Here is a 13,566-nt window from a genome sequence, read left to right on the forward strand (position 1 = left end):
AGAGAAACCGTTGCCGTGGGATGCCCGCAGAGGCGCGCACGGCCGAGAACGGCAGAGGAGGCAGGGATGAGCAGCAAGGTCATCAAGGGCGGCACCGTCGTCACCGCCGACCGCACCTACAAGGCCGACGTGCTGGTCGAGGGCGGAAAGATCACCGCGATCGGTCCGAACCTGACCGGCGACCAGGTGCTGGACGCCGAGGGCTGCTACGTCATGCCGGGCGGCATCGACCCGCACACCCACATGGAAATGCCCTTCATGGGCACCTACTCCGCCGACGACTTCGAGTCCGGGACCCGCGCCGGCCTGTCGGGCGGCACCACCATGGTGGTCGACTTCTGCCTGCCGTCGCCGGGCCAGTCGCTGCTCGAGGCCATGCAGGCCTGGGACAACAAGTCCTCCAAGGCGTGCGCCGACTACTCGTTCCACATGGCCATCACCTGGTGGAGCGAGCAGGTCTGGAAGGAGATGGCGACCGTGGTCGACCGCGGCATCACCACCTTCAAGCACTTCATGGCCTACAAGGGCGCGCTGATGATCGACGACGACGAGATGTACTCGTCGTTCCAGCGCTGTGCCGATCTCGGCGCCATGCCGCTGGTGCATGCCGAGAACGGCGACGTGGTCGCCCAGCTGCAGGCCAAGCTGATGGCCGAGGGCAACAACGGCCCGGAGGCGCACGCCTACTCGCGCCCCCCCGAGGTCGAGGGCGAGGCCGCCAACCGGGCGATCATGATCGCCGACATGGCCGGGGTGCCGCTGTACATCGTCCACGTGTCCTGCGAGCAGGCCCACGAGGCGATACGCCGGGCCCGCCAGAAGGGCATCCGGGTGTTCGGCGAGCCGCTGATCCAGCACCTGGTGCTGGACGAGAGCGAGTACGCCCACCCCGACTGGGACCACGCGGCGCGCCGGGTGATGTCGCCGCCGTTCCGCAGCAAGCTGCACCAGGACGGGCTGTGGGCCGGGCTGGCCGCCGGCAGCCTGCAGGTGGTGGCGACCGACCACTGCGCCTTCACCACCGAGCAGAAGCGCTACGGCGTCGGCGACTTCACCAAGATCCCGAACGGCACCGGCGGGCTCGAGGACCGGCTGCCGGTGCTGTGGACCCGCGGGGTCAACACCGGCCGGCTGACCATGAACGAGTTCGTGGCGGTGACCTCGACCAACATCGCCAAGATCCTGAACATGTACCCGCGCAAGGGCGCGATCCTGGAAGGCGCCGACGCCGACATCGTGGTGTGGGACCCGAAGCGCTCGAAGACGATCTCGCACAAGACCCAGCAGTCGGTGATCGACTACAACGTGTTCGAGGGCATCGAGGTGACCGGCCTGCCGCGCTTCACCCTGACCCGCGGCGAGGTGGCGGTCGAGGAGTCGACGGTCAAGGCCCGTCCGGGCCACGGCGAGTTCGTCAAGCGCGAGGCCAACCCGGCGCCGAACCGGGCCTACTCGACCTGGAAGGAGATCACCGCGCCGCGCAAGGTGATCCGCGACCCGGCGAACATGCCGGCCGGCGTCTGACGGCCGGATCGGGGCAAGTAAGGTCGGGGTGGGGATGCCGGGGTGGGGATGAGCGAGCCGATCGTCGAGGCCCGGGGCCTCGGGCTGACCTTCGAGACCAATGACGGGCCGGTGCACGCGCTGTCGAACGTCGACCTGACGGTCGGCAAGGGCGACTTCGTGTCGTTCATCGGTCCGTCGGGCTGCGGCAAGACCACCTTCCTGCGGATCATCGCCGATCTGGAGAAGCCGACCGCCGGCTCGATCCGGGTCAACGGCGTCAGCCCGGAGGAGGCCCGCAAGGCGCGGGCCTACGGCTACGTGTTCCAGGCCGCCGCCCTGTATCCCTGGCGGACCATCGAGAAGAACGTGGCACTCCCGCTGGAGATCTCCGGCTACTCCAGGGAGGAGCAGCGCGAGCGGGTGGCCCGTACCCTGGCGCTGGTGAACCTGACCGGCTTCGAGAAAAAGTTTCCGTGGCAGCTCTCGGGCGGCATGCAGCAGCGCGCCTCGATCGCCCGGGCGTTGGCGTTCGACGCCGACCTGCTGCTGATGGACGAGCCGTTCGGCGCACTCGACGAGATCGTCCGCGACCACCTGAACGAGCAGCTGCTGGAGCTGTGGGCGCGGACGAACAAGACCATCTGCTTCGTCACCCACTCGATTCCCGAAGCGGTGTACCTGTCGACTCGGATCGTGGTGATGTCGCCGCGGCCCGGCCGGGTCACCGACGTGGTCGAGAGCACCCTGCCGCGCGAGCGCCCGCTCGACATCCGCGAAAGCCCGGAGTTCCTGGAGATCGCCCATCGTGTCCGCGAGGGCCTGCGGGCCGGGCATTCCTACGAGGACTGAGGGGGCGGGGTCTTCGTCGGCCTCCCCATCTGACGTCATCCCGGAGCGGTCCTCCGACGGCGGAACGCATCCGGGACCCATGACGCGACGGGCAATGGCGGCGTCAGGCCTTGAGGCGGCGTGTGGGTCCCGGATCAGCCGCGCGGTTGCGCGCCTGTCCGGGATGGCGTCGGGAGATGGGATACGCGGGAGGGCCGGAACTGCGCGACCGGCGCCCTACCCCTGCTTCGGCCGGTGCGCGGCCAGGAATGCCGCGGTCGCGGTCCGGGCGATGTAGTCGATGTCGTCGGCGGTCCAGGGTGCGCTGCCGGTGAACAGCATCGGCAGGAAGGTCGGCCCGGCCACCATGCCCTGGAACATGCCGGCCGCCAGCCGCGGATCCGGCACCGACAGCACGCCGGCGGCGTCCTGGGCCCGCAGGTACTCGGTGATCTTGGCGGTCATGTTGCCGGGGCCGAGCGCCCAGAACCGCTGACCCATCTCCGGGAAGGCGGCGGACTCGCCGGCGATGGTCCGCATCACCGACTGCATGCGGGGATCCATCACCTTGGCCAGCACGAACTTGGCCGACGCGCACAGGTACCGCTCGGGCGGCGACGCCGGGTCGATGGTCTCCTGCGGGGTCAGCCCGAAGTGCTGGCACATCGCCTCCATGATCTCGACGAACAGCATCTCCTTGCTGCGGAAGTGGCTGTAGACCGTGCGCTTGGACACCCCGGCCTCGGCCGCGATGGCATCCATCGAGGTCTCCTCGTAGCCGTGCTCCAGAAACAGCCGGCGGGCGGCGTCGATGATCTGGATCTCCTTCGGCGACAGTGGGCGGTCGACGGGAATCGCGGGGGTGGATAGCGGCGCGGTCGCAGTTGCCATGGGCCTCTTGACTCGGTCGGGTACACTCACCAGTTTACGGAAACTACACCGTGTAGTTTACACGACCCGCTTCCGTCGGGGGCGGAAATCATAGCACGGGCGAACCGAAGCGCAGGAGCGGGGCATGTCGCAGGGAACGGGGTGGCTGGATCGGCACGTCACCGGCTACGCGGAATGGCTGATCCGGTGGCGCTGGGCGGTCGTGGCGGTATCGCTGGTGATTGCGCTTGCAGCCGCCGCTGGTGGACAGTTCCTCGGCTTCTCCACCAACTACCGGGTGTTCTTCAGCCCGCAGAATCCGCAGCTGCAGGCCTTCGAGTCGCTGCAGCGGATCTACGTCCGCGAGGACAACATCTCGATCGTCATCCGGCCGCACCAGGGCAACGTCTTCCAGCCCGGCCTGCTGCGCGACGTCCGGGCGCTGACCGAGGACGCCTGGAAGGTCCCGTACGCCACCCGGGTCGACAGCCTCACCAACTTCCAGAACAGCACCGCCGAGGGCGACGACCTGGCGGTCCGTGACCTGGTGCCGGCCGACAGTCCGCTCGACGCCGCCGACCTGGTCCGGATCCGCGAGGCGGCGCTGGCCGAGCCGCTGATCCGCGACCGGTTGATCGCGCCGGACGCCCGCACCCTGTCGGTCAACATCACGGTCACCCTGCCGCTGAAGTCCGAGACCGAGGTCCCGGAGTCGATGGCCTACGCCCGCCGGCTGGTCGACGGCTTCCGCCAGGCCCATCCCGAGGTGCGGGTGGCGCTGACCGGCTCGGTGGCGCTGAACCACGCGTTCTCGGAATCCGCCGAGCACGACATCGCCACCCTGGTGCCGCTGATGTACGGCGTGCTGCTGCTGGTCATGGGGGTGCTGCTGCGCTCGATCGCCGGCACCGTCGCGACCCTGCTGGTGATCGGCCTGTCGGCGGCCAGCGCCATGGGACTGGCCGGCTGGCTCGGCATCCTGCTCACACCGCCCTCGGTGACCGCCCCGACCATTATCCTGACCCTGGCGATCGCCGACTCGATCCACATCCTGATCACCATGCTGCAGAACATGCGGCGCGGCGCCGACAAGCGGACCGCCCTGGTCGAGAGCCTGCGGATCAACTTCGAGCCGGTGTTCCTGACCAGCCTGACCACCTTCATCGGCTTCCTCAGCCTGAACTTCTCCGATGCCCCGCCGTTCCGTGACCTCGGCAACATCACCGCGATCGGCGTGGCGGCGGCGTGGATCTACTCGATCGGCTTCCTGCCGGCCCTGATGGCGATCCTGCCGGTGCGGGTGAAGCAGCGGCCGATCGGCTATGCCGGCGCCATGGACCGGCTGGCCGACTTCGTGGTCGGCCGGCGCCGGGCGGTGCTGGCGGTCATGGTGGCGGTGGTCGCCGTGCTGGTGGCGCTGGTGCCGCGGATCGAGCTGAACGACCAGTTCGTCAACTACTTCGACCGCTCGATCCCGTTCCGCCAGGACACCGACTTCGCGATGGAGCACCTGTCGGGGATCTACCAGGCGCAGTGGTCGCTGCCGGCCCCGGGACCGGGCGGCATCAGCGACCCGGACTACCTGGCCCGGGTCGAGGACTTCGCCGACTGGCTGCGGGCCCACGACATCGTGGTGCACGTCCAGACCATCACCGACATCTTCAGCCGCCTGAACAAGAACATGCACGGCGACGACCCGGCCTGGTACCGGCTGCCGCAGGAGCGGGACCTGGCGGCCCAGTACCTGCTGCTGTTCGAGATGTCGCTGCCCTACGGCCTCGACCTGAACAACCAGATCAACGTCGACAAGTCGGCGACCAGGATCGTCGCCACCCTGGAGAACATCACGACCAACGAGCTGCGGTCGCTCGACGACGCGGCCGCCGTCTGGCTGAGCGAGAACCTGCCGTCGGCCGCCGGCACCACGGCGTCGGGCCCGTTCGTGATGTTCGCCTACATCGCCAAGCGCAACATCGAGGGCATGCTGACCGGTACCTTCGCCGCGTTCGTGCTGATCTCGCTGACCCTGATGGCGGCGCTGCGCAGCGTCCGGCTCGGGCTGATCAGCCTGGTGCCGAACCTGGTGCCGGCGTTCATGGCGTTCGGGGTGTGGTCGGTGCTGGTCGGCCAGATCGGCCTCGCCTCCTCGGTGGTCACGGCGACCAGCCTCGGCATCATCGTCGACGCCACCGTGCACTTCCTGTCGAAGTACCAGCGGGCCCGGCGCACCAGCGGCGCCAGTGCGGAGCAGGCGGTGCGCTACGCGTTCTCGACCGTCGGCACCGCGCTGTGGGTGACCACGGCCGTGCTGATCGCCGGTTTCGCGGTGCTGTCGCTGTCGACCTTCGAGATCAACGCCTCGCTCGGCCAGCTGACGGCGCTGACCCTGTTCATGGGCATCGTCGCCGACTTCCTGCTGCTGCCGACCCTGCTGCTCCTGCTCGCCGGCAGAGGCGGCCGGGACAGCGAATCCACCCTGCCGACCGTCCAACAAGCCGCGGAGTGACCGCCATGAACAACCTCACCACCGCCGCCATCGCCGGCATCATCCTGTGCTTCTCGGCGATCCCCACGGCCGCCGAGACCCCGGAGGAGAAGGGCCGCTGGATCGCCGAGCAGACCGACCGGCGCGATCTCGGCTGGGGCGACAGCGAGGTTCACCTCACCATGACCCTGCGCAACCGCGAGGGCCAGTCGAGCATCCGCAAGCTCAGCATCGCCTCGCTCGAGGTCGACGAACCGAAGCTCGGCGACCGCAGCCTGACGCTGTTCGACGAGCCGCGCGACATCGAGGGCACCGCCTTCCTGTCGCACACCCGGATCCTGGACCCCGACGACCAGTGGCTGTACCTGCCGGCGCTCAAGCGGGTGAAGCGGATCTCCTCGCAGAACAAGTCCGGGCCGTTCGTCGGCTCCGAGTTCGCCTACGAGGACCTGGTGAGCCAGGAGGTCGAGCGCTACACCTACAAGTACCTGCGCGACGAGCCGTGCGGCGACCGCACCTGCTTCGTGTCCGAGCGCTTCCCGGTGTACGAGCACTCCGGCTACACCCGGCAGGTGACCTGGGTCGACCACACCGACTTCCAGCCCCGCAAGGTCGAGTACTACGACCGCAAGGGCGATTTGCTGAAGGTGCTCGAGCTGGTCGAGTACCGGCAATACCTCGGCAAGTACTGGCGGGCGCACCGGCTGGAGATGGTGAACCACCAGACCGGCAAGTCGACCACGCTGGCGTTCTCCGACTACAGCTTCAAGCTCGGCCTGAACGACGGCGACTTCCGCAAGAGCCGCCTCGAACGTCTGCGCTGAGCGGGCCGTTTCCCTGCCATCGCGATTGGGTCCCGGCTCTGCGCCCGGAGCAAGTCCGGGCTCCGGCCGGGATGAGGACAAGGGGTGTCTGCCCTCAAATCCTCATCCCGGCCGCAGCGGCGAAGCCGCGGAGAGCCGGGACCCTGGCCGAACCGCCGACCCCTGATTCCGGAATGGTCTCGACATGTGTGACGACCGATACCCCCGGCGGCCGCGCCCTGGAGTGGCGGGCCGGATTTCGCCGGCCGCAGCGATGCTCGCCGCCCTGGGCATGTCCGTGCCGGCGCCGGCCGCCGAGTGGGAGCTCTCCGGCTCGGTGCAGCTCGAGACGCGGGTGTTCCCGAGCGAGCCGGCGTTCGCCGGGCAGAAGGACGCCACCGTCTCGCCGTCGGTGGCGGTCGAGCCGGAGCTGGTCGTCGACACCGGGTCCGGCGCCGACCGGTTCACGTTGAAGCCGTTCCTGCGGCTCGACGCCGACGACGAGAACCGCAGCCACGGCGACCTGCGGGAGGCCAACTGGCTGCATTTCGGCGACGGCTACGACCTGGTGGTCGGGCTCGACAAGGTGTTCTGGGGGGTCGCGGAGTCCCGCCACCTGGTCGACATCGTCAACCAGAGCGACCTGGTCGAGGACATCGACCAGGAGGACAAGCTGGGTCAGCCGATGGTGCAGCTGCAGGTCGGCACCGAGTGGGGCGTGCTGCGCGGCTTCTTCATGCCGGTGTTCCGCGAGCGCACCTTCCCGGACGACGACGCCCGGTTCCGCGGCGCCCTGCCGATCGCCGACACCGCCGCCTACCAGTCGGGCGCCGAGGCGTTCCACCCGGACCTGGCGCTGCGCTGGACCGACACTTTCGGCGGGTTCGACGTCGGGGTCTCGTACTTCCGCGGCACCAGCCGCGAGCCCCGGCTGGTGCCGACGGCCCGCAACGGGCGCACCGAGCTGGTGCCGACCTACGACCTGATCGACCAGGCCGGGGTCGACGTGCAGTACACGACCGGCGCCTGGCTGTGGAAGTTCGAGGGCATCGCCCGGGCCGGCCAGGGCGACGCCTTCCTGGCCAGCGTCGCCGGCTTCGAATACACGCTGTACCAGGTCGCCGAGAGCGACGCCGACCTCGGGCTGCTGCTGGAACATCTGTACGACGGTCGCGAGGAGGACGGCTCGGCGCCGCTGACGCCGTTCCAGAACGATGTGTTCGTCGGTGCCCGCGTCACCCTGAACGACGAGGACGACACCACCTTCCTTGCCGGCGCCGTCACCGACGTCGAGGACCGCTCGGTGTCGCTGTCGCTGGAGGCCAGCCGGCGGATCGGCAATGACCTGAAGGTCGAGCTGGAGGCCCGGCTGTTCCCCGACGTGGCACCCGACAACGTGCTGTACGGCATCCGCCGGGACAACGTGGTGACGCTCCGGCTCAGCCGGTTCTTCTGAGGGTCGTCACGCCGGAAGCCCGGCCTTGCGGAAGCCGTCGACGAAATGCGCGAGGGTCGCGGCGTCGCGGAACGGCTCGGTCTCGGCCCATCGGCGGGTCGAGAAATGCGGGTTGCCGACCAGGAACAGCTCGGCCTCCGTGCGCGCCTCGTCGAGCCGGCCCAGTTGCGCAAGGCTGGCCGCAAGGAAGCGGCGGGAACTCGTACGCCAGGTCTCCTCCCGGCGCAGGATCGCGACCGCGGCTTCGTAGTCGCCGGCCGCGTAGTGCGCCTGGCCGAGCGTCAGATGATACCAGCTCGGTGGGAACGGGTTCAGCCGGAACGCCCGGCGGATGTGCTCGAGGCCTTCCTCCACGCGCCCGGCCAGGACGGCGATGTCGGACAGCGTCGCCCAGGTGTCGGCCTCGTTCGGGTCGAGCTCGATCGCCCTGGCGAACTCCGCATCCGCCTCGGCGAAGCGGCGCTCGTAGGCCAGCAGGTTGGCCAGCACCCAGCGGCAGCCGGCGTCGTTGGGATCGATCGCGACGGCCTTCCGTGCCAGCTCCAGGGCGACGCCGCGGTTGGCTTCCATGGGCTCGCCCCAGTGCACCCAGCCGTTCCAGTGATTCATCGCGAGCCAGCGGTAGGCCTCGGCGTATCCGGAATCGAGCGAGATCGCCCGGGTGAGCATGAGGTGCACTTCCCGCGCCGTCTGCGGGGAGTCGTCGATCAGCCGGCGCGCCCGGACGCAGAGATCGTAGGCTTCCAGGCTGCTGGGTCGGTTGCGGGGCGGCGGCGCGCGCAGGCGGCCGAGCAGCGCCTCGACGATCCTGCCGGTGACCTCGTCCTGAACCGCGAAGATGTCTGCCACGCCGCGGTCGAAGCGTTCCGCCCACAGCTGGCCGCCGCTCGTCGTGTCGACCAGCCGGGCGTTGATCCGCACCTGCCCGGCGGCGCGCCTGGCGCTTCCCTGCAGCAGGTACCGCACGCCGAGGTCGCGGGCGATGTCGCGCAGGTCCATCGTCCTGCCCTTGTAGGCGAAGGCCGAGTTGCGGGCGATGACGAACAGGCCGGGGATCCTGGACAGGTCGGTGATCAGGTCCTCGGTCAGCCCGTCGGCGAAGCAGTCCTGTGCGCGGTCGTTGCCGAGTGTGGCAAAGGGCAGTACGGCGATCGACGGCAGATCGGCCAGCCGCAGCGGGGTTCGCGGCAGCGGCTCGACCGCCCGGGCGAACCGGTAGCCGACGCGCGGGACCGTGGCGATCCACGGACCGCCGTCGACGGCCGGGCCGAGCAGCTTGCGCAGCTGCGCGACCTGGACGGTGAGGTTGCCTTCCTCGACGGCCCTGCCCGGCCACGCCGCGTCCATCAGCTCGGCCTTGCTCAGGATCTCGCCGGGCCGCCCGGCGAGGGCCGCAAGCAGTTTCAGCCCGCGGTCGCCGACCGGAACCGGGACATCGTCCCGAAGGAGCGTTCCCGCATCGGGGTCGAGCACGAACGGCCCAAAGGCAAGACGCGATCCTGTCATACGGCGTCTCCATAAGCCGTTTGGAAGAATTTGAGAACGATTTGGCGGCCCTTAAGGACCGCGCCGTTCGTCGCCGGCAGTCTCGATCGTCCTTTCCGATCGAGGGAGCCGGACCGCGGGTCCGGGCAGAAATGGCCGTGAACAATACTTCCCCCTTGGGATCGCGCCCGCATCGGGCGCCCCGATCCGCCGGCCTGGCGCGCCTGCGCAGCCTGCTCGCGACCTGGCGCGAGCGGACCCGCCTGCGCCGCGCCCTCCGGCGGATGCTGACCGGCGCGCCCCATCTGATCGACGACATCGGCCTGACCAGACCGCAGGCAGAGGCGGAGGCTGCCAAGCGGTTCTGGCAGGCTTGAGGCGACGGCGACACCGCCGGTCCGCGCACCGCTGTGCGCCTCTCGCGGGTTCATGACGCGGATTTAACGCCGCGCCGTGCGGTTTCGCGCTATGGGATTGCCGCGAGACAGCGTCCGAGGCATCCGCCCATGTACAAGTCGTTCTTCCCCAACCCGAAGCCGTTCTTCACCTCCGTGGTGCTGTGGACCGCCGTCGCGGTGGCGGTCTGGTACGGGGCCGGCGAGGAGATCGGCGCCTGGCTCGGCTTCCCGCCGGCGTCGCCGGACACCCCGCCGCCGCTCGGCCTCGGGCATTTCACGACCCCGCAGTTCGTCTGGTTCTACCTGTACTACGTCGCGGTCGTCGGCCTGTTCGCCGGATTCTGGTTCACGGTCTCGCCGCACCGCTGGCAGCTCTGGTCGATCCTCGGCTCCGCGGTGATCATCTTCTCGACCTATTTCAGCGTGCAGGTCTCGGTCGCGATCAACAACTGGCGCCGGCCGTTCTTCGACGCCGTCCAGAACGCGCTGTCGGGGAACTCGACCACCACCGTCGACGATCTCTACGCGCTGATCCTGGTGTTCGCGCAGATCGCCTTCCTGTGGGTGGCGGTCTACGTGGCGACCCGGTTCTTCGTCAGCCACTTCGTGTTCCGCTGGCGCACCGCGATGAACCACTACTACATGTCGCGCTGGCCGGAGGTACGGACCATCGAGGGGGCGGCCCAGCGCGTGCAGGAGGACACCATGCGGTTCGCCACCATCATGGAGGACCTCGGGGTCTCGGTGGTCGACTCGGTGATGACCCTGTTCGCGTTCCTGCCGGTGCTGTTCGAGCTGTCGAGCCACGTCGTCGAGCTGCCGTTCGTCGGCACGATCCCGGCGCCGCTGTTCAACGCGGCGATCTTCTGGTCGCTGTTCGGCACGGTGCTGCTCGGGGTCGCCGGCATCAAGCTGCCCGGGCTCAACTTCCGCAACCAGCGGGTCGAGGCGGCCTACCGCAAGGAGCTGGTGTACGGCGAGGACGATGCCGGCCGGGCCCAGCCGATGACCGTGGCCGACCTGTTCGACCACGTCCGGGTCAACTACTTCCGGCTGTACTTCCACTATGCCTATTTCAACGTGTTCCGCGGCATGTACCTGCAGGCCGACAATATCTTCGCCTACCTGATCCTGATCCCGACGATCGCCGCCGGGAAGATCACCTTCGGCCTGCTCCAGCAGATCCTGACCGCGTTCAGCCAGGTGTCCAACTCGTTCCAGTACCTGGTCAACTCGTGGACCACGATCATCGAGCTGCTGTCGATCCAGAAGCGCCTCGCCGCCTTCGAGGCCGCCTTCGAGGGACGCGAACTCGCCGCCATCGACCGGGAGTACCTGCCCGGCCGAGCCGCCGCGGGCGACTGATCCGGCCATGTGGCGGTCGCCCGGCACCCGGGTTTTCTGACCGGAAGGTCAGCATTGCGGCTTCCCGGTGCAACGCAGCGTGGTTATGCTCCCGCAATTGGAGGAGTGACGGTCGCTCGTGCCCGGCGCTCCGTGGATCCCGGAGCCGCCCCGGACCAGGTCCGGGTCCCTCCGGGATGACGAATTAACGGGGGATGCCGCTTTGGCCTTCAGCCTTCCTCTTTCGTCATTCCGGAGACGCGCAGCGGGCTCCGGAAACCACCGGCCGCTGCATTCGACCGGGTCGGCATGACGGGGATGTGGCGATGACGAGCGAAGGCACGCGATGATCCGGCGGCTGACCGACCGCCTCAGGCAGGGGCAGACGGTTCCGATCCTGGTCGTGCTCGCGGCCCTGGTGGCGCTCTGGTACGGCTTCGCGGTCTACCTGAACGCGCCCTGGCAGCTCGACGTGTACGCCAAGGCGAACAAGGCCGACTGGATGGTCTCCGACCTGGTCGCCGACACCCTGAACCAGGACCGCCCGGTGCTGCCGGCCGCCCACCAGGTGTTCGAGGAGATCTGGAAGACCACGGTCGAGAAGCCGGTCACCTCCAAGCGCAGCCTGGTCTACCACGCCTGGGTCACGCTCTCGGCGACCCTGCTCGGCTTCGTCATCGGCACCGGCCTCGGGGTCGTGCTGGCGGTGCTGATCCTGCACAACCGGGCGGTCGACCGCTCGCTGATGCCCTGGGTGGTGGCCAGCCAGACCATCCCGATCCTGGCGATCGCCCCGATGATCATCGTGGTGCTGAACGCCATCGGGCTGTCTGGCCTGCTGCCGAAGGCGCTGATCTCGGCCTATCTCAGCTTCTTCCCGGTGGTGGTCGGCATGGTGAAGGGGCTGCGCAGCCCCGAGGTCCAGCACCTCGACCTGATGCACACCTACAACGCCAGCGCCTGGCAGACCTTCTGGAAGCTGCGCTGGCCGAGCGCGGTACCCTACCTGTTCACCTCGATGAAGGTGGCGGTGGCGATCAGCCTGGTCGGCGCCATCGTCGGCGAGCTGCCGACCGGCGCGGTCGCCGGGCTCGGTGCCCGGCTGCTTGCCGGCTCGTACTACGGCCAGACCGTGCAGATCTGGTCGGCGCTGTTCGCGGCGGCGGCGCTGGCGGCGGTGCTGGTGATGCTGGTCGGGCTCGCCGACCGGCTAGTGTCCAGGGCCATGGGGGCGCGGCCCACGGGGGCGGGGCGATGACCAGGGTGCAGACCGCCCTGGCGATTGTCCTCGGGGCCGGCTCGTTGCTCGGGCTGGTGCTGCCGGTGTCGACCGGCGAGGCGAGCCTGCCCGACGTTCCGGCGGTCGCGGCCTTCGCGGTGCTCGGCGTGCTGTCGCTGTCCCGGTTCGGGGCGGCCCGGTTCCGCTTCGCCCTGCCGTACTGGGTCGACGGCGGGCTGTCGGTGCTGGGTGCGGTTTCGCTGCTGGCGGCGCTGCCGGAGATCGGCCGGGCCGGGGCCGGCTACTGGCTGTTGCTGGTGGCGGCCTGGGCGGCGGCCTGGCTGTTCGTCGAGCGGATGATCGCGGCCGAACCGGCGCGCGGCGGCGGCCGGCTGCGGCGGCTGCTGGTGCCAGTGTATTTCGGGGTGTGGATCCTGGTGCTGTGGGAGGCGGTGGTGCGCGGCGCCGGGGTGCCGTCGGTGCTGCTGCCGCCGCCCTCGGCGGTCGGGGTGCGGCTGGCGGCGTCGACCGGGATCCTGTGGGCCGACTTCCAGCAGACCTTCCTGAAGGCGGTGCTGATCGGCTACGCGCTCGGCTGCGGCTCGGCCTTCCTGGCCGCCATCGCCATCGACCGCAGCCCGTTCCTGCAGCGCGGGCTGCTGCCGCTCGGCAACTTCGTGTCGGCCCTGCCGATCATCGGCGTCGCCCCGATCCTGGTGATGTGGTTCGGCTTCGACTGGCCGTCCAAGGCGGCGGTCGTGGTGGTCATGACGTTCTTCCCGATGCTGGTGAACACGGTCGCCGGCCTGGCCGCGGCCGGGGCGATGGAGCGCGACTTGATGCGCACCTACGCCGCCGGCTACTGGCAGACCCTGCTCAAGCTGCGGCTGCCGGCCGCCGCACCCTTCATCTTCAACGCGCTCAAGATCAACTCCACGCTCGCCCTGATCGGTGCCATCGTGGCGGAGTTCTTCGGTACCCCGATCGTCGGCATGGGCTTCCGGATCTCCACCGAGGTCGGGCGCATGAACATCGACATGGTCTGGGCCGAGATCGCGGTCGCCGCGGTCGCCGGCTCGACCTTCTACAGCGTCGTCACCCTGGTCGAGCGGGCGGCGACGTTCTGGCATCCCTCGGTCCGCAGCGGGTAGTCCGCCGCGGGGCGAGGGGCA

General features: G+C 69.2%; 11 protein-coding genes. 9 read left to right on the top strand and 2 right to left on the bottom strand.

Features of this window, described 5'->3' with window-relative positions; all coding sequences use genetic code 11:
• Positions 1 to 66: 66 nt before the first annotated feature.
• Both hydA and IE246_RS02275 read left to right on the top strand, forming a co-directional pair.
• Positions 67 to 1,524 carry a dihydropyrimidinase gene (hydA, locus tag IE246_RS02270; RefSeq protein WP_189987280.1) on the top strand — a complete coding sequence of 486 codons (1,458 nt, stop codon included), beginning with the start codon at positions 67 to 69 and terminating at the stop codon, positions 1,522 to 1,524.
• Positions 1,525 to 1,572: 48 nt separating this feature from the next.
• Complete coding sequence (locus IE246_RS02275; protein ID WP_189987281.1) at positions 1,573 to 2,355, top strand: ABC transporter ATP-binding protein; 783 nt, start codon at positions 1,573 to 1,575, stop codon at positions 2,353 to 2,355.
• Between the two features lie 216 nt (positions 2,356 to 2,571).
• Here IE246_RS02275 and IE246_RS02280 read toward each other — a convergent pair whose 3' ends face one another.
• Positions 2,572 to 3,225, bottom strand: a complete 654-nt coding sequence (locus IE246_RS02280; protein ID WP_189987282.1) for a TetR/AcrR family transcriptional regulator — start codon at positions 3,223 to 3,225, stop codon at positions 2,572 to 2,574.
• Positions 3,226 to 3,349: 124 nt separating this feature from the next.
• On the opposite strand from IE246_RS02280, the gene IE246_RS02285 reads away from it, so the two are divergent.
• The 3 genes from IE246_RS02285 (at position 3,350) to IE246_RS02295 (ending at position 7,948) form a co-directional block, all read left to right on the top strand.
• Positions 3,350 to 5,710 (top strand): efflux RND transporter permease subunit, encoded by a 2,361-nt coding sequence (locus IE246_RS02285; protein WP_189987283.1) that lies wholly within the window; start codon positions 3,350 to 3,352, stop codon positions 5,708 to 5,710.
• Positions 5,711 to 5,715: 5 nt separating this feature from the next.
• Entirely contained in the window at positions 5,716 to 6,513 is a 798-nt protein-coding gene (locus IE246_RS02290) for an outer membrane lipoprotein-sorting protein (RefSeq protein ID WP_189987284.1), read from the top strand.
• Positions 6,514 to 6,766: 253 nt separating this feature from the next.
• Positions 6,767 to 7,948 (top strand): hypothetical protein, encoded by a 1,182-nt coding sequence (locus IE246_RS02295; protein ID WP_189987285.1) that lies wholly within the window; start codon positions 6,767 to 6,769, stop codon positions 7,946 to 7,948.
• A 6-nt stretch (positions 7,949 to 7,954) separates the two neighbouring features.
• Here IE246_RS02295 and IE246_RS02300 read toward each other — a convergent pair whose 3' ends face one another.
• The gene (locus tag IE246_RS02300; RefSeq protein ID WP_189987286.1) at positions 7,955 to 9,454 is read right to left on the bottom strand and encodes a winged helix-turn-helix domain-containing tetratricopeptide repeat protein; all 1,500 of its coding nucleotides are present in this window, start codon (positions 9,452 to 9,454) and stop codon (positions 7,955 to 7,957) included.
• A 137-nt stretch (positions 9,455 to 9,591) separates the two neighbouring features.
• Here IE246_RS02300 and IE246_RS02305 point away from each other — a divergent pair, with 137 nt between their 5' ends.
• From IE246_RS02305 to IE246_RS02320, 4 genes are all read left to right on the top strand, one after another.
• Positions 9,592 to 9,810, top strand: a complete 219-nt coding sequence (locus IE246_RS02305) for a DUF1127 domain-containing protein (protein WP_189987287.1) — start codon at positions 9,592 to 9,594, stop codon at positions 9,808 to 9,810.
• A 129-nt stretch (positions 9,811 to 9,939) separates the two neighbouring features.
• Positions 9,940 to 11,196, top strand: coding sequence for a peptide antibiotic transporter SbmA (gene sbmA / locus IE246_RS02310; RefSeq protein WP_189987288.1), 1,257 nt, complete (start codon positions 9,940 to 9,942; stop codon positions 11,194 to 11,196).
• Between the two features lie 325 nt (positions 11,197 to 11,521).
• Positions 11,522 to 12,433 (top strand): ABC transporter permease, encoded by a 912-nt coding sequence (locus IE246_RS02315; protein ID WP_189987289.1) that lies wholly within the window; start codon positions 11,522 to 11,524, stop codon positions 12,431 to 12,433.
• Complete coding sequence (locus tag IE246_RS02320; protein ID WP_189987290.1) at positions 12,430 to 13,545, top strand: ABC transporter permease; 1,116 nt, start codon at positions 12,430 to 12,432, stop codon at positions 13,543 to 13,545. The genes IE246_RS02315 and IE246_RS02320 overlap by 4 nt, the downstream gene beginning before the upstream one ends.
• Positions 13,546 to 13,566: the final 21 nt, after the last annotated feature.

The organism is Thalassobaculum fulvum (genome assembly GCF_014652915.1).
GTDB lineage: Bacteria > Pseudomonadota > Alphaproteobacteria > Thalassobaculales > Thalassobaculaceae > Thalassobaculum_A > Thalassobaculum_A fulvum.